Source organism: Variovorax sp. RO1 (assembly GCF_002849325.1).
Lineage (GTDB): Bacteria > Pseudomonadota > Gammaproteobacteria > Burkholderiales > Burkholderiaceae_C > Variovorax.
Genome location: NZ_PKMT01000002.1, coordinates 338,509 through 362,175, shown reverse-complemented (window position 1 = coordinate 362,175; position 23,667 = coordinate 338,509). Strand labels below are relative to the sequence as shown.

General features: G+C 68.9%; 23 protein-coding genes. 12 read left to right on the top strand and 11 right to left on the bottom strand.

What is annotated here, in order from left to right; translation table 11 throughout:
* Positions 1–19: 19 nt before the first annotated feature.
* On the top strand, positions 20–2,014 hold the full coding sequence (locus tag CY658_RS12865; RefSeq protein WP_101490591.1) for an acetoacetate--CoA ligase: 1,995 nt from the start codon (positions 20–22) through the stop codon (positions 2,012–2,014).
* Positions 2,015–2,045: 31 nt separating this feature from the next.
* Positions 2,046–2,489 carry a YbaY family lipoprotein gene (locus CY658_RS12860; RefSeq protein WP_101490590.1) on the top strand — a complete coding sequence of 148 codons (444 nt, stop codon included), beginning with the start codon at positions 2,046–2,048 and terminating at the stop codon, positions 2,487–2,489.
* 40 nt (positions 2,490–2,529) lie between these two features.
* Here the strand turns inward: CY658_RS12860 and CY658_RS12855 are convergent, their stop codons facing one another.
* Both CY658_RS12855 and CY658_RS12850 read right to left on the bottom strand, forming a co-directional pair.
* Positions 2,530–4,494, bottom strand: coding sequence for an adenylate/guanylate cyclase domain-containing protein (locus tag CY658_RS12855; RefSeq protein WP_101490589.1), 1,965 nt, complete (start codon positions 4,492–4,494; stop codon positions 2,530–2,532).
* A gap of 227 nt (positions 4,495–4,721) precedes the next feature.
* Positions 4,722–5,435, bottom strand: coding sequence for a 2OG-Fe(II) oxygenase (locus CY658_RS12850; RefSeq protein ID WP_101490588.1), 714 nt, complete (start codon positions 5,433–5,435; stop codon positions 4,722–4,724).
* A 176-nt stretch (positions 5,436–5,611) separates the two neighbouring features.
* Between CY658_RS12850 and CY658_RS12845 the strand changes: the two genes are divergently transcribed.
* Positions 5,612–6,118, top strand: coding sequence for a GFA family protein (locus CY658_RS12845; protein WP_101490587.1), 507 nt, complete (start codon positions 5,612–5,614; stop codon positions 6,116–6,118).
* A gap of 13 nt (positions 6,119–6,131) precedes the next feature.
* On the opposite strand, the gene CY658_RS12840 is transcribed toward CY658_RS12845, so the two are convergent.
* The 3 genes from CY658_RS12840 to CY658_RS12830 all read right to left on the bottom strand — a co-directional run bounded on the left by CY658_RS12840 (position 6,132) and on the right by CY658_RS12830 (position 8,631).
* Positions 6,132–7,061, bottom strand: coding sequence for an AraC family transcriptional regulator (locus CY658_RS12840; protein ID WP_101491272.1), 930 nt, complete (start codon positions 7,059–7,061; stop codon positions 6,132–6,134).
* Between the two features lie 108 nt (positions 7,062–7,169).
* Entirely contained in the window at positions 7,170–7,664 is a 495-nt protein-coding gene (locus CY658_RS12835) for a helix-turn-helix domain-containing protein (RefSeq protein ID WP_101490586.1), read from the bottom strand.
* A 64-nt stretch (positions 7,665–7,728) separates the two neighbouring features.
* The gene (locus CY658_RS12830; RefSeq protein ID WP_101490585.1) at positions 7,729–8,631 is read right to left on the bottom strand and encodes a LysR substrate-binding domain-containing protein; all 903 of its coding nucleotides are present in this window, start codon (positions 8,629–8,631) and stop codon (positions 7,729–7,731) included.
* 185 nt (positions 8,632–8,816) lie between these two features.
* Here CY658_RS12830 and CY658_RS12825 point away from each other — a divergent pair, with 185 nt between their 5' ends.
* The 3 genes from CY658_RS12825 to CY658_RS12815 are packed head-to-tail and all read left to right on the top strand — an operon-like array spanning position 8,817 to position 11,735.
* Positions 8,817–10,016, top strand: coding sequence for an acyl-CoA dehydrogenase (locus CY658_RS12825; RefSeq protein WP_101490584.1), 1,200 nt, complete (start codon positions 8,817–8,819; stop codon positions 10,014–10,016).
* 8 nt (positions 10,017–10,024) lie between these two features.
* Positions 10,025–11,263: a CaiB/BaiF CoA transferase family protein gene (locus CY658_RS12820; RefSeq protein WP_101490583.1), complete on the top strand. Its 1,239-nt coding sequence runs from the start codon at positions 10,025–10,027 to the stop codon at positions 11,261–11,263.
* Positions 11,264–11,276: 13 nt separating this feature from the next.
* Positions 11,277–11,735: a VOC family protein gene (locus CY658_RS12815; protein WP_101490582.1), complete on the top strand. Its 459-nt coding sequence runs from the start codon at positions 11,277–11,279 to the stop codon at positions 11,733–11,735.
* On the opposite strand, the gene CY658_RS12810 is transcribed toward CY658_RS12815, so the two are convergent.
* Together CY658_RS12810 and CY658_RS12805 are read right to left on the bottom strand one after the other, a co-directional pair.
* Positions 11,732–12,190 (bottom strand): CopD family protein, encoded by a 459-nt coding sequence (locus CY658_RS12810; RefSeq protein ID WP_101490581.1) that lies wholly within the window; start codon positions 12,188–12,190, stop codon positions 11,732–11,734. The genes CY658_RS12815 and CY658_RS12810 overlap by 4 nt on opposite strands.
* A gap of 55 nt (positions 12,191–12,245) precedes the next feature.
* Positions 12,246–13,223, bottom strand: a complete 978-nt coding sequence (locus CY658_RS12805; protein ID WP_101490580.1) for a LysR family transcriptional regulator — start codon at positions 13,221–13,223, stop codon at positions 12,246–12,248.
* Positions 13,224–13,335: 112 nt separating this feature from the next.
* Here CY658_RS12805 and CY658_RS12800 point away from each other — a divergent pair, with 112 nt between their 5' ends.
* The 5 genes from CY658_RS12800 to CY658_RS12780 are packed head-to-tail and all read left to right on the top strand — an operon-like array spanning position 13,336 to position 18,827.
* Positions 13,336–14,685: a DUF3100 domain-containing protein gene (locus CY658_RS12800; protein ID WP_101490579.1), complete on the top strand. Its 1,350-nt coding sequence runs from the start codon at positions 13,336–13,338 to the stop codon at positions 14,683–14,685.
* Between the two features lie 24 nt (positions 14,686–14,709).
* Positions 14,710–15,879, top strand: a complete 1,170-nt coding sequence (locus CY658_RS12795; RefSeq protein ID WP_101490578.1) for a M20 aminoacylase family protein — start codon at positions 14,710–14,712, stop codon at positions 15,877–15,879.
* Between the two features lie 4 nt (positions 15,880–15,883).
* Entirely contained in the window at positions 15,884–17,269 is a 1,386-nt protein-coding gene (locus tag CY658_RS12790) for an L-serine ammonia-lyase (RefSeq protein WP_180838967.1), read from the top strand.
* 56 nt (positions 17,270–17,325) lie between these two features.
* Positions 17,326–18,156: an isocitrate lyase/PEP mutase family protein gene (locus CY658_RS12785; RefSeq protein ID WP_101490576.1), complete on the top strand. Its 831-nt coding sequence runs from the start codon at positions 17,326–17,328 to the stop codon at positions 18,154–18,156.
* A gap of 11 nt (positions 18,157–18,167) precedes the next feature.
* A complete protein-coding gene (locus CY658_RS12780; protein ID WP_101490575.1) occupies positions 18,168–18,827 on the top strand; it encodes a uracil-DNA glycosylase family protein in 660 nt (219 codons plus the stop codon).
* On the opposite strand, the gene CY658_RS12775 is transcribed toward CY658_RS12780, so the two are convergent.
* Entirely contained in the window at positions 18,733–20,394 is a 1,662-nt protein-coding gene (locus tag CY658_RS12775) for a hypothetical protein (protein WP_101490574.1), read from the bottom strand. The genes CY658_RS12780 and CY658_RS12775 overlap by 95 nt on opposite strands.
* A gap of 64 nt (positions 20,395–20,458) precedes the next feature.
* A complete protein-coding gene (locus CY658_RS12770; protein ID WP_101490573.1) occupies positions 20,459–20,653 on the bottom strand; it encodes a DUF1127 domain-containing protein in 195 nt (64 codons plus the stop codon).
* 90 nt (positions 20,654–20,743) lie between these two features.
* On the opposite strand from CY658_RS12770, the gene CY658_RS12765 reads away from it, so the two are divergent.
* Positions 20,744–21,634, top strand: a complete 891-nt coding sequence (locus CY658_RS12765) for a LysR family transcriptional regulator (RefSeq protein ID WP_099794445.1) — start codon at positions 20,744–20,746, stop codon at positions 21,632–21,634.
* Between the two features lie 6 nt (positions 21,635–21,640).
* Here CY658_RS12765 and CY658_RS12760 read toward each other — a convergent pair whose 3' ends face one another.
* Complete coding sequence (locus tag CY658_RS12760; RefSeq protein ID WP_101490572.1) at positions 21,641–22,294, bottom strand: ANTAR domain-containing response regulator; 654 nt, start codon at positions 22,292–22,294, stop codon at positions 21,641–21,643.
* 183 nt (positions 22,295–22,477) lie between these two features.
* Positions 22,478–23,632 (bottom strand): transporter substrate-binding domain-containing protein, encoded by a 1,155-nt coding sequence (locus tag CY658_RS12750; protein ID WP_101490570.1) that lies wholly within the window; start codon positions 23,630–23,632, stop codon positions 22,478–22,480.
* Positions 23,633–23,667 lie beyond the last annotated feature (35 nt).

Genomic DNA, 23,667 nt, shown 5'->3' with positions numbered 1-23,667 from the left:
GCGGCGCTACGCTCGTGGCATGCCCGCTCCCAACATCCCCCAGATTCGCCTCTATCAGAACTGGCTGCGCGACACGCGCGGCCTGGCCTTCGACAGCTACGACGCGCTGTGGCGCTGGTCCGTTACCGACCTCGATGCCTTCTGGCAGAGCATCTGGGACTACGCCGGCCTGCACTCGCCCACGCCGCACACCGCGGTGCTCGCCGAACGGCGCATGCCCGGCGCGCGCTGGTTCCCCGGCGCGCAGGTCAACTACGCGCGCGAGGTGCTGCGCCACGCCGACGCGGCCCATGCGGCCGGCCTGCCCGCCATCGTCAGCGACAACGAACGCGGCGAGGTGCGCGAGCTGTCGTGGCCCGAGCTGCGCCGGCAGGTGGCCGCGGTGGCGCTCACGCTGAAGTCGCTCGGCGTGCGCCGCGGCGACCGCGTGGCCGCCTACATGCCGAACGTGCCCGAGACCATGGTGGCGTTTCTTGCGTGCTCCAGCATCGGCGCGGTGTGGAGCGTGTGCGCGCCCGACATGGGCACGGCCGCTGTCGCCGACCGCTTCCGCCAGATCGAACCCACGCTGCTGATTGCGGTCGACGGCGTGCACTACGGTGGCAAGCCGCTCGATCGCAGCACCGTGCTGCGGGAGCTGCGCGGCCAGCTGCCGAGCGTGCAGAAGCTGCTGCTCGTGCAGACGCCCTTTGCTGCGAACGCGGTGGCGCACGACGTCGAATGGCAGCAGGCCATTGCGCGCGACGACGCCGAGGTCGCGGCCTTCGAGCCCGAGTGGCTGCCCTTCGATCACCCGATCTGGATCGTCTATTCGAGCGGCACCACGGGCCTGCCCAAGCCCATCGTGCACGGACAGGGCGGCATCCTGCTGACCATGCACGCCTGCGGCCTGCACAACGACGTGGGCGCGAGCTACGGCGCCAACAACCTCGGCGAGCGTTACCACTGGTACAGCTCCACGGGCTGGGTGATGTGGAACTCGCAGCTCTCGGGCCTGGCCTTCGGCGCCACCATCTGCATCTATGACGGCAACCCGGCGGGCAGCAAGGAGAAGCCCGACTGGGGCGTGCTGTGGCGCTTCGTCGCCAAGCACCGCGTCACCTTCTTCGGCGCGGGCGCGGCCTACTTCACCAACTGCATGAAGGCCGGTCTCGTCGCCAAAGACTGCGGCGACCTGTCGCGCGTGCGCGCACTCGGCAGCACCGGCTCGCCGCTGCCCGACGAGGTGCAGCGCTGGGGCTCGCAGCAGATCCTCGATGCGGGTTCGAGCGGCGTGTGGTGGTGCAACATCTCGGGCGGCACCGACTTCTGCGGTGCCTTCGTCGGTGGCAACCGCGAGCTGCCCGAAGTGCCGGGCCAGATGCAATGCCGCGAACTCGGCCACGCGGTCGAGGCCTGGAACGAGCAGGGCCAGCCGGTGATCGGCGAGGTGGGCGAACTGGTGTGCACGCAGCCCATTCCCTCGATGCCGCTGTACTTCTGGGGCGACGAAGGCAACGCACGCTACGTGTCGAGCTACTTCGACACCTACCCGGGCGTGTGGCGCCACGGTGACTGGATCAAGATCGGCAGCGACGGCGGTTGCATCATCTATGGCCGCAGCGACGCCACCATCAACCGCCAGGGCCTGCGCATGGGCACGAGCGAGATCTACAGCGCGGTCGAAGGCCTGCCCGAGGTGCTCGACTCGATGGTGGTCGACCTCGAATACCTGGGCCGCGACAGCTACATGCCGCTGTTCGTGGTGCTGCGCCCCGGCGTGGCACTCGACGAGGCCATGCGCGCGCGCATCAACAACGCCATCAAGACCTCGCTGTCGCCGCGCTTCGTGCCCAACGACATCTTCCAGGTGGCCGAGATCCCGCGCACGCTGTCGGGAAAGAAGCAGGAGCTGCCGATCAAGAAGCTGCTGCTGGGCCAGCCGATCGAGAAGGTCGTGAACCGCGAGGCGATGGCAAACCCCGGCAGCCTGGATTGGTATGTGGCTTTCGCCGCCGAGCGTGCCTCCGCATAATGGGGCGATGAAAAGACGCACCAGCCTCCTCATGCTCTCCGCGATTGCCGGAGCCTCCGTCCTGAGCGCCTGCGCTTCCTCGGGCACGCCCGCCACGCCCAAACCGGGCGCCGCGCCGCTGCGCGTGACCGGCACGGTGGCCTACCGCGAGCGCATCGCGCTCGACCCTGCAGCCGAAGTGCGCGTGCAACTGCTCGACGTGTCGCGCATGGACGCGCCCTCGGTCGTGCTCGCCGAGCAGCGCATTCCCGCCAACGGCAAACAACCGCCCTTCGCGTTCGAACTCAGCGTCGATGCGGCACGCATCGATCCGCGCATGCGCTACGCCGTCGCGGCGCGCATCACGCGTGGCGAGCAGCTGCTGTTCATCAACGACACGCAGTATTCGGTGCTCACGCAGGGCAACGGCACCACCGCCAACCTGATGCTGGTGCGCGTGACCACGCCGCCTGCGCCGCCGCGCCCCTCGCGCTGATCGACCGATCCGCGCGACAGGCTCGCGCGGGTCAGACAGATCAAGTCAGCAGTTCGTGCAGCACCATGCGCGTCTGCCGGCCGCGCAGTTCCACCAGCTCTTCGATGCGCCGCGTGGCCAGCCGCCCCTTCAGGGCCGCGTAGGTGATTTCTGAAATCAGCATGCGCGTGCCCAGCTGGCGGTTCGCGCCTTCGATGCGGCTCGCCACGTTCACCACGTCGCCGAACGCCGTGTACGACAGCCGGTCGTTCGAGCCCAGCACCCCCGCCACCACCACGCCCGTGTGAATGCCGATGTGCGTGCGGAACTCGGGCAGGCCCTGTTCGGCCCACTGCCGGTTGAGTGCGTGCATCTCGGCGTGCAGTTCCAGCGCGGCGCAGCAGGCCTTGTACTCGGCGTCTTCCAGGTCGGCCGGCGCACCCCACAGCACCATGATGCCGTCGCCGATGAACTTGTCGATCACGCCGCCGTGGCGCGCGAACACATCGGCCGCGAGGTTGAAGTACTCGGTCAGCTGGCGCACCAGCACATCGGCCGCGATCGATTCGGAAATCGACGTGAAGCCTTCCACGTCGGTGAACATCACCGTCACCTGGCGCGGCGAGCCGTTGGGCGCGAGCGCGTGGCCCTGCGCCACCAGCTGGTTGATCACGTCCACCGGCACGAACTTGCGGAAGGCCTTGAGGCTGCGCGCCGAGTCGTCGAGCGCCTGGTCCAGGTGCTGGATTTCAAGCACGCGGCTCGGCTCGCGCGGCAGGTCGTCAAGCTCGAGCCGGCCGATGCGGTGCGCGATGCGCGAGAGGTTCTCGACCGGCGCCGTCACCAGCTTCGACAGCTTCAGCGACATGTACAGCGCCAGCCCGAGGAACACCAGCGCCAGCAGCAGCGACCACGCCACCGCGCGCCGCAGGCCACCCAGCAGCACGTCTTCGGGCACCCAGCTGACCAGCTGCCAGCCCGTCGCAGGAATGCGCGAGGCCTGCACCAGGTAGCGCTTGCCTTCGTGGCTGAACGCAAAGGCCCTGTCGCTGCCGCTGCCGGCGATGCCGTCGGCCGCCATCTGCGCATCGAGCGCGCCGAGTGCGCCCGTGGGTGCCTCCAGCGTGTGCAGCACGCCCGGCATGTCGCTGCGTGCGAGCACCTTGTGGTCGGCGCTGAGCAGCGCGCTGTTGCCGTTGCCGTTGCGGCTGAACAGCCGCACGAACTCCGACAGCCGGCCCAGCGACACGTCGCCCGCCACCACCATCGCCTGCGGGCTGCCTTCGGCCTGGCGGCGCTGGCTCGGCAGCGCGTAGGTCACGCCCAGCTCCTGCGCGGCGGCGAACACATAGGGGCTGGTCCAGACCGGCGCTTGCGTCTTGCGCGCCTGCACGAACCAGCTGCGCTGCGTCGGGTTGTAGTTGCTGCGGTAGGCCTCCACGCGCTGCGTGGCAAAGCGCTGCTGCACATCGGCCTCGGAGCCCAGCGGCAGCTTGTACTGCCAGGTCTCGGTGGTGAAGTCGGCGCTGCGCGCAATGTGGCGGATGGCCGGCACCGGGTAGCGCAGCGCCATCAGCATCTTGCCCTCGACGTTCGCCACGTAGACGCTGTCGAGTTCGGGCGACTGCTGCAGCAGCGTCCACAAAAGCTCGGCCGTGCGCTCGACGTTCTCGCCCGCGGGCGTGAGGCTGGGCGAGCTGCCGATCGCGCCGACCGCCGATTCGGCCTTGGACAGGAAGGCCAGCACCTTGTCTTCGATGCGGTCGTGGTTCGACTTGTGCGCCGAGCTGCCGATCGTCGTCACCAGCCGCTGCGAGCCCCAGTAGCCCAGCGTCACCAGCAGCAGCGACTGCGCAAGCGCCACGGCACTGACGATGGAGCCGACATCGACCCGGAAGCGACGCGGTCGCCGGGGCACAGGAGGTTCAGCAGAAGAGGGGGACGAAGGCGGTGGCAACGGCGTGGTGGCGTGCGCGAAAGACGGGCGACCCGCCACATCCGGAGGCCCGGACGATTTCTTGTACATACAGCTCCCTGACGACAACTCGGAACGGACCTCGGCTCCTCCTCACGAGGTCGTGGTCCGACGTCCGGAGGGGGTTGCGGGGCCGATCGTGTGCGCCGGCCATCCTGGCAATCCCCCCAGATGCGCGCGGGATTTTCGCCTGTAATTGGTACATATGTGCAACTTTGCACGCTCGGTGCAACGTTGCCGCGCCCGAGGGCTTGCTTGCGAACGGGCGTTCGTTTTGGTTAGCGCGCGTCGTGAAAGATCAGGCCCAGCGTGTGACGTCGCCCACTGCGCACGCGGCTCACGCCATGGCGCATCGTCACGCGGTAGCTGCCGCGCGTGCCGGCCACGGGCCGCTGGTTCACCGCGAAGATCACCGCTTCTCCTTGCGCGAGCGGCACCACCTCGGCACGCGACTGCATGCGCGGGCGCTGCTCGGTCAGCACGAACTCGCCACCCGTGAAGTCTTCACCGGGCCGGCTCAACAGCACCGTGAGTTGCAGCGGAAATTGCAGGTCACCGTACAGGTCCTGGTGCAGGCAGTTGTAGTCGCCTTCGTCATAGCGCAGCAGCAGCGGGGTGGGGCGCAACTGGCCCGCCGCATGGCAACGCGCGAGGTAGGTTGCGTGGTCCGGCGGGTAGTCGGCCGGCTGGCCCATCGCAGCGGCCCAGGCATTGGCCAGCGGCGCGAGGCGTTCGTACAGCGCGCTGCGAAACGCCACGAGTTTGGACGGCAGCGGGTTCGCGAAGTACTGGTACTCGCCCTGGCCGAAGCCATGGCGCTGCATGACCACGCGGCTGCGGAAATGCTGCGGCTGCTCGTACATCGCGGCGAGCGCGGCGCATTCCTTCGGTGTGAAGAGCACGCCCGTGGCAGCGCAGCCGCGCGTGGCCAGGTCGGCGTCGATGCGGGGCCAATCGAGGGCATCGACGCGGGAGGGGACGGGGGAGGTCATGCGGGCAGTGTCGCGCTGCGGCTCTGTGCAGGCTCGCCGTTTTCGGACGCGGGTTTCAAAGCGCTGGACGGCAGTGTTCTTGTTGTTTCGCGAAGGGATCGCATGGGCTTTGAATCGGCCGATGAAGCGGGACACGTATTGAGCGATCATTCTGAAAATCAAGCCAGAAAGCGCCCATGAGCACCCAAAGCAACGCCCCTCAAGACACCGCCAACGACTGGCAACTCCCCTGGACCGGCGGCTGCCGCTGCGGCCAGGTGCGCCTGCGCATCACCGCACCGCCGCTGCTGGCGATGGCCTGCCATTGCACCGGCTGCCAGACCATGAGCGCGAGTGCGTTCTCGTTGTCATTGGCGATTCCGACGCCGGGTTTCGAAGTGGTGTCGGGCGAGCCCGTCATCGGCGGCCTGCACGGCGACTCGCACCATTTCTTCTGCCCGCACTGCAAGAGCTGGATGTTCACCCGCACCGAAGGCATGGACGAGTTCGTCAACCTGCGCCCCACGATGCTCGACCGGCACGAATGGGTCGTGCCCTTCGCCGAAACCTGGACCGACGAGAAGCTGCCCTGGGCGACGACGCCGGCGAAGCACAGCTTCGGCAAGCTGCCGGAGTTGGCGGCCTTCCCGGCGTTGATTCAAGCGTTTGCGCAAGAGGGTGCGCGGCCGGCTGCGAAGGCCTGACGCACGGCATCGTTCAGAGCGGCGCGATCGGAATGCAGATGTCGCATTCGAACGCGCCGGTCTTCTCGTCGAAGGCCATGTCGGGCCCGTAGTACTCGAACGCGGGCCGGCTGTCGAACTGGAAGCCGCTGGCGGGAAGCCAGTCGCGCATCAGGCGCGTCCACGCATCGTTGATTTCCGCAGGCAGGCCCTCGAACCTCAGCGAGGCATAGCGCCCGCCCGGCAGCACCGTTTTCTGGAAACCACCGTCGGGCACGAAGTCTTCAGGCACTTCCACGCAGGCGTCGTAGCGCGAGTGCTCGGGTGCGGTGATGCTCGGGTCGTCGTGGCTGATGCCGTAGCGGGCATGCGACCACAGGTTGTGCGCGCCGATCCAGGGCGCGACCTTCGTGGCCCAGAAATCGCCCACCGGCGCACCGAACGGGCCGGTGTAGTGCAGGTAGGCGATGGTGACGGGAGAGCGGGTGATCAGCTGGACATTCACAGGTGGCTCCTCGTGCGCGGAATTGCGCGTTGGAGATCCATTCTTCGTGAAGCCGTGCAGGGCGATCTGATCAGGATTGCTATTGCGTGAAGGGTCGTCGCAGGGCAAAGACCAATCGTGCGATGCACGCCATACGCTGGGCGCGCTGCCGAAATGCGCGCGGAACGCGCGGGTGAACGCCTCGCCCGAACCGAAGCCCACCGACACCGCAGCCTCGAGCACCGACAGGTGCGGCTGCGTCGCGAGCCGCAGTGCTGCCACCTCCACGCGACGGCGCCGGATGTAGTCGCCCAGCGTCTCGCCGGCCCAGGCCGCGAAGAGGCGATGGAAGTGGTACGCCGAGAAATGCGCCACGTCGGCCAGCGCCGCGAGATCGAGCGCCTCGTCCAGGTGGTCGTCGATGTGCGTCAGCACCTTGTGCATGCGCCATTCGTACTCGGAGCGGCTGTCGCGCGGCATGGCGCGCATTCTCAACCTTGGCGGGCCTGCTCGAGCAGCCAGTCGCTGAAGAACTTGAGCAAGGGCCGCTGGTCCGCCCGCGCCGGTGGGTAGTCCAGGTGCGCGCGCTCAAACATCCAGCGGCTTTCGGCCCAGCAGGCGGGCCAACTCGGCGAGCAACTGGCGCTCGTTGTCTTCGAGCGCGGACGGATCGGCGTGGCGCCAGTTGCGTTCGTAAGTGCCCCAGGCCTCTTCGGGTGTGAGTTCCGCGTCCGCCGGCAATTGCCAGGCCAGGCGACGCAACTGCGCAAAGTCGCCGACCCGGACGGTCTTCATCGGCATGAGTGAAGGTGCCGGCGTCGCCATCTCTTTGGCGGTGCCTTCGAGCGGTGCCGTCACTTCGACATCGAGCCCCAATGCTGCGAGCGCATTCATGTAGGCCCCCATCGTGACGGAGGGCTCTCCGCGTTCGATGCGATGCAGCGTCATGCGCGACATGCCCGCCGCCTCGGCGGCCGTGGTGGCGCTGATCCTGAGGGACTTCCGCCGGGCATGGATATGCCGGCCGAACGCTTCAAGGCGTCGGCTGGCTCCCTCGAAGGTCGGCGGTGCGGCGGATGGCATATATGTATCTCATATTAGGCAAAACTAATGAAATGTCTAGTATGAGATGCATTTTTCGGCCGAGTCAGACCTCCCGAGCCTGCCCCAGCAACCAATCACTGAACAACTTCAACAACGGCCGCTGGTCCGCCCGCTCCGGCGTCACCAGGTAATAGCTGCGCTCCGCCGACAGCGCCCGCGGGCAGGCCACCACCAGTTCGCCGCGCGCCAGCTCGTCGGCCACCAGCATGGTCGGCATCAGCGCGACCCCGAGCCCGTGTGAGGCCGCCGCAGCGAGGATCGAGAACAGCTCGTAGCGCGGGCCGCCACGCGCGTTGGGCGCGTCGACCTGCTGCGCGTCGAACCACTGGCGCCAGCCGTCGGGGCGCGTGCTCTGCTGCAGCAGCGGCATCTGCGCGATGGCATCGGGCGACACGGCCTGGCCATTCGGCAGCAGCGAAGGGCTGCACACAGGCACCACGTCTTCATGCATCAACAACACGGCGCGCGTGCCGGCCCAGTTCTCGACCTGCGCGGGCGTGCCCGCGTACAGCGCGGCGTCGAACTCCGCGTCGGCGAATAGGAAGGGGCGGGTGCGCGTCTCGATGTGCACCACCACGTCGGGCTGCAGCGCCGCGAAACCGCGCAGGCGCGGCACGAGCCAGCGCGTGGCGAAGGTCGGCACTGCCGCCAGCGACAGCGAGCCGCCTTCGCCCTGGTGCGCCATGGCGTCGAGCGTGTCCCGCTCCATGGCCTCCAGGCGGCGGGCGATCTGGCGCGCGTAGGCGGCGCCGCTGGCCGTGAGCGCCACGCCGTGCCGCGTGCGGCGGAACAGCGCCACGCCCAGGAAGGCCTCGAGCGACCCGACCTGGCGCGACACCGCGCTCTGCGTGAGCGCCAGTTCCTGCGCGGCGCGGGTGTAGCTCTCATGGCGCGCGGCGGCGTCGAAGCACACGAGGGTTTGCAGGGGTGGGATCTTGCGGCGCATGTATGTCGGGAGTGTATGACTGGCGGTGTGGTTTCACCTGTAAATCAACAAGATGTATCTCTGCATATGTGCGTCAGGCGCATATCTGGGTGAGGATTCATCGTTTGCGCCAGGCCTCCTGCGTGGCTACGATCGACCGCATTTCCCCTTCTTTTGTTTCTTCTTCCTTTTCCGGAGACATCCACATGGCCGCCAAAGCGCAATTCCACTGGGACGACCCCTTTCTTCTCGACCAGCAGCTGACCGACGAAGAACGCATGATCCGCGACGCGGCCAACGCCTACTGCCAGGAGCGCCTGGCGCCCCGCGTCATCGAAGGCTTCCGCAGCGGCGAAACCGACCCCGCGATCTTTCGCGAAATGGGCGCGCTCGGCCTGCTGGGCCCGACGATCCCCGAGCAGTACGGCGGCCCTGGCCTCAACTACGTGGCCTACGGCCTGATCGCCCGCGAAGTCGAGCGTGTCGATTCGGGCTACCGCTCGATGGCCAGCGTGCAGAGCTCGCTGGTGATGGTGCCGATCTTCGAATTCGGCACCGAAGGCCAGAAGCAGAAGTACCTGCCCAAGCTCGCCACCGGCGAATTTATCGGCTGCTTCGGCCTGACCGAACCCGACCACGGCTCCGACCCCGGCAGCATGGCCACGCGCGCCAAGAAGGTGCCGGGCGGCTACTCGCTCAGCGGCTCGAAGATGTGGATCAGCAACTCGCCCATCGCCGACGTTTTCGTGGTGTGGGCCAAGGAAGTCAGCGAAAGCGGGACGGTCGGCCCGATCCGCGGCTTCGTGCTCGAGAAGGGCATGAAGGGCCTGAGCGCTCCCGCCATCCACGGCAAGGTCGGCCTGCGCGCCAGCATCACCGGTGAAATCGTGATGGACGGCGTGTTCTGCCCCGAAGAAAACGCGTTCCCCGAAGTGCAAGGCCTCAAGGGCCCGTTCACCTGCCTGAACAGCGCTCGCTACGGCATCTCGTGGGGCGCCATCGGTGCCGCCGAAGACTGCTGGCACCGCGCCCGCCAGTACACGCTGGACCGCAAGCAGTTCGGCCGCCCGCTCGCCGCCAACCAGCTCATTCAAAAGAAGCTGGCCGACATGCAGACCGAGATCACGCTGGGCCTGCAAGGCAGCCTGCGCCTGGGCCGCATGAAGGACGAGGGCATCGCCGCGGTCGAGATCACCTCGATCATGAAGCGCAACAACTGCGGCAAGTCGCTGGACATCGCTCGCATGGCGCGCGACATGATGGGTGGCAACGGCATCAGCGACGAGTTCGGCGTGGCACGCCACCTGGTGAACCTCGAAGTCGTGAACACCTACGAAGGCACGCACGACATCCACGCGCTCATCCTGGGCCGCGCCATCACCGGCATCGCCGCTTTCGCGAACTGATCGGACGCATGACCACCAAGCCCGCAGCACTCGACGGCATCAAGGTCCTCGATCTGTCCCGCGTGCTCGCGGGCCCGTGGTGCACGCAGATCCTCGCGGACCTGGGCGCCGACGTCGTCAAGATCGAACGCCCCGGCGTCGGTGACGACACGCGCACCTGGGGCCCGCCGTTCGTGAAGGACGCGAACGGCCACGACACCGACCAGGCCAGCTACTTCACGTCCTGCAACCGCAACAAGCGCTCGGTCACCATCGACATGGCCACGCCCGAAGGGCAGGCGCTGCTGCAGCAGATGGCGGCGCAGGCCGACATCGTGGTCGAGAACTTCAAGACCGGCGGCCTCAAGCAGTACGGCCTCGACCAGGACAGCCTGCGCGCGGCCAACCCGCGCCTCATCTATTGCAGCGTGACCGGCTTCGGCCACGACGGCCCCTACGCCGAGCGCGCGGGCTACGACCTGATGATCCAGGCCATGACCGGCATGATGAGCATCACCGGCCGCCCCGACGGCGAACCCGGCGGTGGTCCGCTGCGCGTGGGCGTGGCGCTCACCGACCTCTTCACGGGCGTGTACGCCAGCACCGCCATCCTCGCGGCGCTGCAGGTGCGCGACCGCACCGGCGAAGGCCAGCACATCGACATGGCGCTGCTCGACGTGGGCATGGCCATCCTTGCCAACCAGGCGAGCGCTTTTCTCAACACCGGCAAGGCGCCGGGCCGCCAGGGCAACACGCACCCGAGCCTCGCGCCTTATCAAGACTTTCCGACGCAAGACGGTTCGATGCTGCTGGCCATCGGCAACAACGGCCAGTTCGCGCGTTTCTGCGAAGCTGCCGGCCACGCCGAGTGGGCTGCCGACGAACGCTTTGCGACCAACACGCTGCGCGTGAAACACCGCGGCGTGCTGATTCCGATGATGGAAGAGCTCACGCGCACCCGCACCACCGCCGACTGGGTCGCGCTGCTCGAAGACAAGGCCGTGCCCTGCGGCCCCATCAACGACATCGCGCAGGCCTTCGACGACGCGCAGGTCAAGGCGCGCGGCCTGGCGGTCACGCTGCCGCGCGATGCCGGCGACGGCATCGCCAGCATCACCGGCGTGGCGAGCCCGCTGCGCCTCACGGCCACGCCGCCCGTGCTGCGCCGCGCACCGCCCGCGCTCGGACAGCACACGCAAGAGGTGCTGGCCGAGATGGGCGTCGACGCCACGCGCTTCGAGGTGTTGCGCGCCGCCGGGGTGGTCTGACACACTGGCGGGCATGACGCGCCCGCCTGATCCGTCTCCTGTGGTTTCCGCTGCCGATGCAGCGCCGTTCGCGGTGCTGCGCATCGACCACGTCGTGCTGCGCGTGCGCGACGCCGCGCGGTCCATGGCCTTCTATTGCGACGTGCTCGGCTGCACGCTCGAGAAGCGCCGCGACGACCTCGGCCTCGTGCACCTGCGCGCCGGCAGCAGCCTCATCGACCTCGTCACGCATGACGGCAAGCTCGGTAGCCAGGGCGGCGCTTTGGCCGGGCGTGAGGGCCGCAACGTCGATCACCTCTGCCTGCGCATCGAGCCCTTCGACGAAGCGGCGATCCGCGCGCGCATGGCGCGGCACGGCGTGCCGGTGCACGGCGAGGTGCAGAACAACTTCGGGGCCGAGGGCAACGGGCCTTCGATCTACCTCGAAGATCCCGATGGCAATGGCGTTGAATTGAAGGGCCCTGCGGCCTAAGCGCCGCGCCCCATCACCGCCACCCCGAACACCACCACGCCCAGCGCGAGGTTCAGTGTCACCAGCTGGCGCACGGTGTTCAGCCGCGCGGCCGCCACGGGCCAGGCGCTGTCGTCCACCGCACGGCGCAGCGCGCGGAACACCGAGGCGCGGATGTAGACATAAATCGCCGCCATCACGAGGGCAATGCCCATCATGGCTTCGACGCGCCAGTGCACGGCGCGAAAGCCGCCGGTCGCGTGGACCAAACCGATGCCGGTCACGAACAGCAGCGTGACGGACGCGTCCACCCCGATGAAGAAGCGCCGCAGCGTCGCGGCCATCATGCGCAGGCGCAGCGGCGGCTCCAGCGTGGCGACGGCGGCGGGGCGCACCGCGAAGTGCATGACGGCCATGCCGCCGACCCAGAAGGCGGCGCACAGCAAATGAATGAAGAGGGAAGCGAGGTAGGACATGGGGTCCGATCAGAACACCGAACCGGCCGCGCACGCAACGCAAGCCCCCATGCCTTCAACCCGTCGCGCCGCGCCCGCGCGTGTTCGCGCGGGGCTTGCTGGTGCCGGTGCCTGCGATCGAATCGGCATAGCGCTTCATGTCCGCCACGACCTGTCGCAGCAGCGTCGCCGCGGCCGGCGGCAGCAGACGGCCGTGCCGCGACACGATGTGCGAACGCCCCTGCGACAGCAGCGGGTTCTTCATCGGCAGTTCGACCAGCGCCGGATGGTCGGCATTGGGCGTGAGCGAGATGCGCGTGCCCAGCGTGTAGCCCAAGCCCGCCGACACGAAGTGGCCCAGCGCGCTGAACGAGGTGGTGGTCAGCAGCGCGGGCAGTCGCACGCCCTCGCTGATCTCGGCCGCCTCGATGTGCTGGCGCACGCCGAAGTTGCGGTGCAGCGTGGCGCCGGGGTAGGGCAGCAGGTCGGCCAGCTTCAGCGGGCGCCCGAGCTGCGCGAGCGGGTGCGAGCCCAGCACCATGGCCTGGATCGGCTGCGCGTGCGACTGGTGCGAGGTGAGCCGCTCGTCCTTCGGCGGCTGGAACAACATGCCGATGTGGGCGCGCTCCTCGATCACGCGGCGCACGATCTCGTCGGTGCTGGCGACGTCGAGGTTCACCGTGATCTTCGGGTGGCTGGCCATGAAGATGCGCAGGCTGTGCCGCATGAGCCAGTCGACATAGCCTTCGCCGGCCACGATGTCGATGTGGCCGCTCTCGATCTTGCGGATGCTGTCCATCTGCGCCAGCAGGTGCTGCTTCTGCCCTTGCTGCCTTCGCACATAGCCGGCCAGCAACTGGCCCGCGTCGGTGGGCACCACGCCACGTCCGTGGCGCTCCAGCAGCGGCAGGCCGCACTCTGTTTCCAGGATGCCGATGGCGCGGCTCACCGCCGACGGGTCCATGTCGAGCACGTCGGCCGCGCCGCGCACCGAGCCGCTGTCGAGTACCTGCATGAAGTAGCGCACCCGGCGGGTGTCGAGCTTGTCGTCCATGGCGGTCGTCTCCGAGTGTTGCATTCAATGCAACGAATATCCTTATTTGCGGTCATTGATGCAAGGGGCTAGCCGCCCGAAACTCGCCGGCACCCCTCGAAAACGCCCACCCATGACTTCCGCTGCCTCCACGATTGCAGCCGTAGCGCCTTCCAGCGCCGCCGGCAAACTCAAGCTCCTCGTCGTCACCCTAGCCCTCGTGGCCGTGGCCGAACTCATCGGCCCGACGCAGTTCAGCGTCGGCCCCGGCAAGGTGGTGCTGCTGCCGATGCTGTGGGCGCTGCTCATGGCCGCCGCCTGGGGCATCGCACACCGGCGCGTGCCGGGCGTGGTGCGCGTGGCCACGGCGCAGCAGTCGCTGGCCGGCGGCCTGCTCAACGCGGGCCTGCTGCTGTTCGTGGTGAAGCTGGGCCTCACGGTCGGCGCCGCGCTGCCGCAGGTGAAGCAGGCCGGCTGGGCGCTGCTGTTCCAGGAGTTCGGTCATGCGCTGGGCACCCTGGCGCTGGGCCTGCCGCTGGCGCTGCTGCTGGGCATCAAGCGCGAAGCCGTGGGCGCCACCTTCTCGGTGGGCCGCGAGGGCAACCTCGTGATCATCGGAGAAAAGTACGGCATGGCCTCGCCCGAAGGCCGCGGCGTGCTGGCCGAGTACATCACCGGCACCGTGCTGGGCGCGCTGTTCATCGCGGTGCTGGCGGGCTTCATCGCCAGCCTGCACATCTTCGACCCGCGCTCGCTGGCCATGGGCGCCGGCGTGGGCTCGGGCAGCCTGATGGCGGCGGCGCTGGGCGCCATCGCCGCGCAGAGCCCGCCCGAGATGCTGCCGCAGCTCACGGCGATTGCCGCTGCGTCGAACCTGCTGACCACCGTGGCCGGCTTCTACTTCACGCTGTTCCTCTCGCTGCCGCTGTGCTCGTGGCTCTACGGCAAGCTGGAGCCGGTGCTGGGCCGCTTCTCCAAGCATGGCGCCCAACAGGGCGCCGCCGTGGATGCGGGCGCGAACGTCTCGAGCGCCGACGTGGCCCATGCCGCGCCGACCTCGCTGCGCGACACGCTGCTGGCCTGGCTGGTGGTGGGCGGTGGCGTGCTCATCGGCAATGCCGTGACCTACAAGGTGCCGGTGCTGGTGTCGCTCGAAGGCGTGCTCGCCGTGGTGGCGATTGCCGGCGCCGTCGAAGCCATCAAGCGCTTCGTGCCGCGCCTGCCGATGGTGCTGGTGCTCTCGGTGGTGGCCACCGTGGTCGGCATCCCGGGCCTGTTCCCGTTCTCCGACGCGCTGATCGCGCTCACCGCCAAGCTCAACTTTTTGGCCTTCACCACGCCGGTGCTGGCGCTGGCCGGCTTCTCGGTCGCCAAAGACCTGCCCGTGTTCCGCCGCCTCGGCTGGCGCATCGTGGTGGTATCGCTCACCGCCACCGCAGGCACTTTCCTCGGCGCGACCTTCATCGCCGAGTTCTTCCACTGATTTCACCCACGAGAGATTCACGCCATGTACCGCGACCCCGAGATTGCCGAAGACACCCGCGCCCGCATGCTCAGCTGGCGTCGCGACATCCACGCCAACCCCGAGACTGCCTTCGAGGAACACCGCACCGCCAACGTGGTGGCCAATGCGCTGATGCTCATGGGCCTGCCCGTGCACCGCGGCCTGGCCGGCACCGGCGTGGTCGGCACGCTGAAGAACGGCGACGGCCCGAGCATCGCGCTGCGCGCCGACCTCGACGCGCTCAACATGCAAGAGCTCGGCACGCAGGCGCACGCCTCGAAGTGCGTCGGCAAGATGCACGCCTGCGGCCACGACGGCCACACGGCGATGCTGCTGGGCGCGGCCGAGCACCTGTCGCGCCACAAGCCCTTCAAAGGCACGGTGCACTTCGTGTTCCAGCCCGCCGAAGAAAACGAAGGCGGCGGCCGCGTGATGGTGGAAGAGGGCCTGTTCGACCAGTTCCCGGCCGACGCCGTCTACGGCATGCACAACTTTCCGAGCCTGCCGCGCGGCCGCTTCGCGATCCGCAAGGGCACCATGACGGCCTTTCTCGACACCTTCGAGATCGTCATCACCGGCAAGGGCAGCCACGGCGCCATGCCCGAGACCGGCATCGACTCGGTGGTGATCTCGGCCCAGCTCATCAACGCGCTGCAGACCATCGTGAGCCGCCGCACCGGCGCCACCGATGCGGCCGTGGTCAGCGTCACGCAGATCCACGGTGGCGACACCTGGAACGTCATTCCCGAAACCGTGGTGCTGCGCGGCACCGTGCGCACGCTCGACGCCGGCATCCAGGACAAGACCCAGGCGGCGATGCAACAGATCTGCGACGGCGTGGCCGCCACGCACGGCGCCAAGGTGGCGCTGGAGTACCGCCGCGGCTACCCCGGCGTGGTCAACACGCCGGCCGAGACCGACGCAGCCATCGCGGCGGCGGCCAGCCTGGTCGACATCGAACAGGTGCACACCGACATTCCGCCCGCCATGGGCTCGGAAGACTTCGCCTTCATGCTGCAGAAGCGCCCCGGCGCCTACATCGGCATCGGCGCGGGCGAGGGCCCGAACGACCCGAACGTGCACAACCCGTACTACGACTTCAACGACAACATCCTCCCGCTGGGTGCGGCCTACTGGGTGGCGCTGGTCAAACAGCAGCTTCCGGTCGCATGATGCGCTGATGCTCTCCGCCTTTGACATCTTCAAGATCGGCATCGGCCCGTCCAGCTCGCACACCGTCGGGCCGATGCGCGCCGCGCTGCTGTTCGCGCAATCGCTCGAACGGCGCGGCTTGCTCGCGCAGGTCGCACGGCTGCACGTCGACCTCTTCGGCTCGCTCGGCGCCACCGGCCACGGCCACGCGACCGACCAGGGCGTGATCCTCGGGCTCTTCGGCGACGCCCCCGACACCGTGCGGCCCGAGACCGTGCAGCCGCGCCTGGACGCGTTGCGCCGCAGCGGCCAGCTGAGCCTGCTGGGCACCACGCCCATCGCCTTCGACCGCGTGCGCGACATCGCCTTTCGCGGCGAAGAGTCGCTGCCCGAGCACCCGAACGCGATGCGCTTCACGGCCTTCGCGGCCGATGGCGCCGTGCTTGCCGAAGGCACCTACTTCTCGGTCGGCGGCGGCTTCGTCGTCGAGGGCGGGCAGGCGGTGGCGCAAACGGCAGCCGCTGCAGCGGCCGTGCCGCATCCCTTCACGACCGGCGACGAACTCATGGCGCAGTGCCACGCGCACGACATCTCCGTGGCCACGCTGGTGATGCGCAACGAATGCGTGTGGCGGCCCGAGGCCGAGGTGCGCGCGGGCCTGCTGCGCATCTGGGGCGTGATGCAGCAGTGCGTGCAGCGCGGCTTCGGCATCGACAACCCGCTGGCCGCGCACGCGCTGCCCGGCCCGCTGCGCATGCGCCGCCGCGCGCCCGAGTTGCACCGCGAGCTGCTGGCACAGGCCGGCGCCGCCGATCCGCTCGCGGCCATGGACTGGGTCAACGCCTTTGCGATGGCGGTGAACGAGGAGAACGCGGCTGGCGGCCGTGTCGTCACCGCGCCCACCAACGGTGCGGCCGGCGTGGTGCCCGCCGTGATGCACTACTACCAGCGCTTCGTGCCGCAGGCGAGCGACGAAGGCATCGTCGACTTCCTGCTCACGGCCGCAGCCATCGGCATGCTCTACAAGACCAACGCCTCCATCTCGGGCGCCGAGGTCGGTTGCCAGGGCGAGGTCGGCGTGGCCTGCTCGATGGCGGCGGGCGCGCTTGCCGCAGTCCTCGGCGCCACGCCCGCGCAGGTCGAGAACGCCGCCGAGATCGGCATGGAGCACAACCTTGGCCTCACCTGCGACCCGGTCGGCGGCATGGTGCAGATCCCGTGCGTGGAGCGCAACGCGATGGGGGCCGTGAAGGCCATCAACGCCTCGCGCATGGCGCTGCGCGGCAACGGCAGCCACTACGTCTCGCTCGACGCCGTGATCCGCACCATGAAGCAGACCGGCGAGGACATGAAGTCCACGTACAAGGAGACCTCGCTGGGGGGGCTTGCGGTGAACGTGGTGGAGTGCTGAGCCCGCTGCGTCAGAATGACCGGCTCACTGTCTTGAACACAGAAAGCCGAGGCCCCATGACCCGCACCGTCTCCGAAAAGCGCGCCGCCTTCCGTGCCCTCCACGCACAGGGCTGCTTCGTCATTCCGAACCCTTGGGACACGGGCAGCGCGCGCTACCTCGAAGGCCTGGGCTACAAGGCGCTGGCCACCACCAGCTCGGGCTTCGCGTGGTCGCGCGGCCATGCCGACGGGGCGCTGTCGCGCGACCAGATACTCGCCCACCTGCGTGAACTCGTGGCCGCCACCGACCTGCCGGTGAACGCCGACTTCGAGAACGGCTTTGCCACCGATGCACAGGGCGTGGCCGAGAGCGTGCGCCTCGCGGTCGAGACTGGCGTGGCGGGCCTGTCGATCGAGGATTCGACGGGCAACCCCGACGATCCGCTGTTCCCCATCGACGTGGCGGTCGAGCGGCTGCGCGCCGCGCGCCGGGCCATCGACGCGGCGGGCGGCGACACGCTGCTCGTGGGCCGCGCCGAGAACTTCTTTGCCAACCGCCCCGACCTCGACGACACCATCGCGCGCTTGCGTGCGTACGCCGAGGCCGGCGCCGACTGCCTCTACGCGCCCGGCATCAAGACGCGCGAGCAGATCGCCGCCGTGGTGGCCGCCGTTGCGCCCAAGCCGGTCAACCTGCTGGTCGGCGCGACCAGCGAGCTGACGATGGCGGACATCGCCGCGCTCGGCGTGCGCCGCGTGAGCGTGGGCGGCGGCATGGCGCGCGCGGCCTGGGGCGGCTTCATCCGCGCCGCGCGCACGCTGGCCGAGCAGGGCCGCTTCGACGGCTTTGCCGATGCCACGCCGGGCACCGAGCTCAACGCCTTCTTCCGTCCGTTCGCAGATTAGTTGTCAGCACCGTGGATGCGCTGCTCGCCGAGATCCGCGCCTGCCGTGCGTGCGAGGCGCATTTGCCGCTCGGGCCGCGCCCGATCGTGCAGGCCAGTGCGAGCGCGCGGCTGCTCATCGTCGGCCAGGCGCCCAGCCTCACGGTGCACCAGACCGGCGTGCCGTGGAACGACAAGAGCGGCGACCAGCTGCGCCGCTGGCTCGGCATCGACCGCGCGCTGTTCTACGACGCGGCGCGCATCGCGATCGTGCCGATGGGCTACTGCTACCCGGGCCGCGGCACCAGCGGCGACCTGCCGCCGCGCAAGGAGTGCGCGCCGCTGTGGCACGACCGCCTGCTGGCGCAGATGCCGCACATCGAATTGACCTTGCTCATCGGCCAGTACGCGCAGCGCCATTTCCTCGGCAAGACCGCGCACAAGGGCGTGACCGAGACCGTCGCCGCTTTTGCGGATCATGCGCCGCGCTTCATCCCGCTGCCGCATCCGTCGCCACGCAACACCGCATGGTTCCAGCACCACCCGTGGTTCGAGCGCGATGTGTTGCCGGTGCTGCGCGAGCGCGTGCAGCAGGCGCTCAGCGCGCCTTCTTCCGAGGGGCCGACGGCCGCCGCGGCGGCTTCGCCTCCAGCACCAGTTCGGCCGGCAGCGCGTCATTCCACGACTCGGTGAAGTAGGCGCGGTCGCTCGGCACCAGCTGCGGCAGCACCTCGCGCAGCAGGCCCAGCGAGTGCTCGGCCGCCTTCAGGTCGCCCGCATGCGCCGCGTACCACGCGTGCTCGAACAGCAGGCTGCCCTGCTGAAGCCCGGGGTAGCGGCGTCGCCCGGCCTGGTGGTCGACCAGCCGCGCCTGCGCCACGTCGACCCAGCGCGCGGGCCAGTTGGCGGCGTCGAAGGCATCGGCGAGTGGGCCCGCGAGCTTGGAGACCGCGGCCGGGTCGAGCGGCTTCTGTGCGCGGAACTGCGCGAGCGTGGGCTGCGTCTCTGGCTTGCAATGGCCGCGCGCGATGCGCAGCAGGTAGATCGCGTTCCAGGCCGAGCGGCCCTGGCCGTCGGTGTGGCCGCACAGCCATTCGCTGAAGGCGATCCATTGCACCGCGCGGCGCGTGGTGTCGGCGCGGTGGCCGTCGTGCGCGAGCGCCGGCAGGTCGCCCAGGCCCACGCGGTCGAACAGCCACGCGGCCATGCCCATGTTGGCGGCGACGTGCTGCGCGGCGTCGAAGGAGTGCGACTCGAAGGCCGCCGCCAGCGCCTCGCCGAAGCGCTGCAGCGACTCTTCGGCGAGCGCTGCGGCAGCCGGGCGGTCGTCGGCGGCCAGTGCAAGGGCGCGCGAGCGGCAGGCCAGCGCCCACAGGTTGCACCACTCGAAGCGCACGTCGGGGTGGTGGCGCAGCACCAGTGCGCGCGCCGGGTCTTCGGCCATGCCGCCCAGCAGCGACTGCGCCAGCGGCAGGTCGCGTGCGGTGTAGGCGCACCAGGCCGAGACGATGCACTCCATCGCGCCGAGGTAGTCGTTGCCCGCCACGTGGTGCGCGAGCCGCTGCTTCTTGAGCGCCTGCAACCGCCGGCGTGCCTGCTCGTTGTCGCCGAGCCGGCGCCACAGCATCGCTTCGTTGAGCGTGACGAGCGCGCGCTGGAAATCGCTCGCGGCCAGCGTGCCGGCCAGGCGGATGGACTCGAGCGCGCTGCCGCTGCCGCCCGCCACCGGCGACATGAGGCGGCCCTGCCGTGCGGCCTGCTGCGAGGCGACCAGCTGTTTCCAGAAGGCGGCGTCCTGCAGGTGCACGGCGTCGGGCGGCGTCACCGTGCCGACGGGCTGCGCCTTGCGCGAACGCAGGCCGAGGAACGACGCGACCTCGGCCGCGGTGGCCGGGCGGTTGTCCACGAGCAGGCGCAGGCGTTTCGCTTCAGCAGCCGGCAGCCAGAACGGGCCCTGGCTGCGCCGCTCAGCATTGAGAAAGCGCGGCTCGCGCTGCAGGTCTTCGCCCCAGCCGACCTCGAGGCCCCAGGCCTTGAAGTCGCGGAACGCGCGGCTCACGACCATGCGCAGCGTGCTGGCGTCGGACACCTCGCCGCGCAGGTCGGCCAGCCGCACGACGCCGCTGCCGCCGCCGTGGGCATGGGCGTGTTGCATGCGCACCAGCAGCCACAGCGACTGGAAGGCCGCGCGCCGTCCGTTGACGGACTGCGGGGAGGTGAGTTCGATGGAGAGAAGGGCAGGGGTGGCGGTGGAAGGCACGCCCTGGATTGAACCTCAAATCGCGCACGCCTTTCAGAAGAAAGCGTGCGCGGGGCTCGGCGAATCAGTAGCGGTGCCGGTCGAGCAGCTCGGGCACTTCGCTGCGGCCGATGCCGAGGTCGCGCAGGTCGTGGTCGCTCATGCCGGCCAGCAGTTGCACGTCGTTGCGGGCGCGGCGGCGTGTCACAGCGCGGCGGCGCCAGTCGTGCAGGGCGTGCAGCAGGCGTTGATGAAAAGACGGTGGCTTCGGCGCGGTCACGGTGGGCTCCTGGTAGGGGAGCGCTCATCTTCCGGCGACGCGTGCTATTGTGGAAGTTGAGATTTCTGACACCTTCAATCAGCATTCCTGATGCGACAGCTCAACCTCGACCAACTGCGTACGCTCATCGCCATTGCCGACCTGGGCACCTTCTCGGCCGCAGCCAAGGCGCTGCACCTCGCGCAGCCGACGGTGAGCCTGCACATCAGCGAACTCGAATCGCGCCTGGGCGCGCCGCTCGTGGTGCGCGGCAGCCGCCGCGTGCTGCCCACGCCGGCCGGTGCAGCGTTGGTGGAGCGCGGGCGCAAGCTGCTGCGCGACACCGACGACGCGGTGGAGGCCGTCAAGCGCCAGGCCGAAGGCCGCACGGGCCGCGTGCGGCTGGGCACCTCGACCGGTGTGCTGGTCGACCTGCTGCCGCAGGTGCTCGAGGCGCTGGGTGCGGAGCACGCGGGCATCGATGTCGAGGTGAGCATCCGCGGCTCGTACGAGGCCATGGAGCGGCTCGCGGCGGGCACGCTCGACATCGGCCTCGTCGCCATTCCGCAGCCGCCGGTGCGCGGCATCGTGGTCACGCCGTGGTGCGAGCAGCCCATGATGGCCTTCGTGCCGCAGCGCTGGAAGGCACCGAAGCGCGTCACGCCGGCGTGGCTCGCGGCGCAGCCGTTGATCTTCAACGAGGCGACCACGCACATGTACCGCCTCACGATGGAGTGGTTTGCCGCGGCCGGCTTTGCGCCGCGTGCGCGCATCGAGCTCAACTACGACGCGGCCATCCGCAGCCTCGTGGCGGCGGGCTATGGCGCCGCGTTGTTGCCGCTGCAGAAGTCCACCGACATGGCGCGCAACGACCGCATGCAGATCGTGCCGGTGACACCCAAACTCACGCGGCGCGTGGGCATTGCGCACCGCCAGCATGCCGTGCTCGACGGTGCCACGCAGAGCGTGCTGAAGGTGCTGACGGGCTTTCGCCAGCTCTGAGTTCGTTCAGCCCGGCCCGGGCTTGTTGCCGCGCGCGCCGAGCGAAAGAATTTCGTTGGCGTTGACGATGGCCGCGGCAATGTCTTCCATGGTGGTGCGCTTGCTCATGGCCTGTTCGCGGATCAGGTCGTGCGCCTGGCCTTCCGACACGTCGTGTGTCTTCATGAGGATGGCCTTGGCCTCGGCCAGCTGCCGCACGCCGAGCAGCTTGGCCTCGGTCTTGCGCAGGCGCCGCGCGAGCGAGCGGCTTTCCTTGTGCGCCTCGCGCGCAACGACGAGTGCCGAGAGCAAGCCGAACGAACGCACCGGCGACGGCAGCACGGCCTTGGCGCCGATCTCGAGCACGGCCTCGACGATGGTCGGGTTCTCGTAGGTCACGACGGCGATGACGGCGGGTGCGTCCTCGCTCTGGGTCCATTCGAAACGCAGGTTGATGAAGTCGGGCAGCACGGCCATGAAGGCCACGTCGATGCCCTCGGGCAGGTGCTGCACGGGCGGCCAGAAGGCCTGCACCTGGCAGCCGATGCGCTGCAGTTGCTGGGTGAGCTGCCGGCCGTCTGCGTCGTCGGGGTGGATCACCGCGATCTTCAGCAGCCGCAGCTCCTTGAGCTGCGGTGGCGTCACCCGCAGGGTGTGTCGCTTGGGGGCTGTGCTGTCCACGGTCAGCTCTTTCTCAGGGCGCTGCTGCTGTTCAGGGCGTGTGCACAGGCCACCGGGTACTTCCCTCCGCGAATGTCCCCCGCCTTCGGCTCCTCCTTGATTTCGCTGCGGGAAGCACCCAGTGCCCTGCGCACAGGGGCACGTTGCTGGTGCTCGCCGATCGACGACCGCTGCGGATTCATCCTAGAGCTCCAGCGTATCGAGCCGCGCCGTCCAGTCGCCCAGCGAGTGGGTGACGAGGTAAGGGTCCGGGTACACCGCGCGCGTGGCCTGGCGGACGATGGTGAACTGCCCGTGCGCATCGACGCGCCCGATGCGCGGATACAGGCAGGTGTGGTGGTTCGTCGGGTCGATCTTCACGCGGCCCTGCGGCGCATCGAACTCGCTGCCCAGGATGTGCGGCAGGATTTCCGCGATGCCGTCGGTGCCCGCTTGCCGGAAGGCGTTGGCGAAGATGTGCATCTGGAAGTACGACGCCTCCCAGCACAGGTTGGGCACGCAGCCATCGCCGAAGCGCGCGCGCAGCCGCGCCAGGCAGCGCTGGTTGGCGGGCGAGTCGATCGACTGGAAATACGGCGCCGCCGTGAAGTGGCCCGTGGCAACGCCAGGGCCCATCTGCGAGATCTCGGCCTCCGAGGTCGTGAGGCTCGAGATGGGCATCGTCTTCGGGTCGAAGCCGGCTTCGGCATACGCGCGGTACAGGCTGGCGGTCGAGTCGCCCACCACCGTCGAGAAGATGAAGTCGGGCCGCTTGTCGCGGATGTCGTCCATGATCGCGCGGTAATCTTTCTCGGTGGCGTCGAGTGCCACGTAGCGCTCGCCGAGTTTTTCGCTGCCGGGGCGCTGCATCACCAGCTCGCCCATGATGCGGTTCGACTCGTAGGGGTAGATGTAGTCGGAGCCGATCAGGTACACGCGCGAACCGAAGTTCGTGGTCATGAACTCGGCCAGCTGCACGCTGTTCTGGTTGGGCGCCGCGCCGGTGTAGATCACGTTGCCCGAGTACTCGAAGCCTTCGTACAGCGTGGGGTAGAACAGCAGCTTGTTCCACTTCTCGATCACCGGGATCACGGCCTTGCGGCTGCTCGACATGTAGCAGCCGAAGATCACGTTCACGCGATCCTGCACGATCAGCCGCTCGGCCAGCTGGGCGTAGCGCACCGGGTTCGATTGCGGGTCGTAGCGCACGCCCACGAGCTCGCGGCCGTCGACGCCGCCGGCCGCGTTGATTTCCTCGATGGCCAGCAGCGCGCCCTGCAGCTGCGACAGGCCGATGGTCGAGGTGACGCCGGTCTCGGAATACAGAATGCCGACGCGAAGAGGGTCCCTGTCAGCCACTGGGGTGTCTCCTGGAGGTGTGGACCCTCATTGTG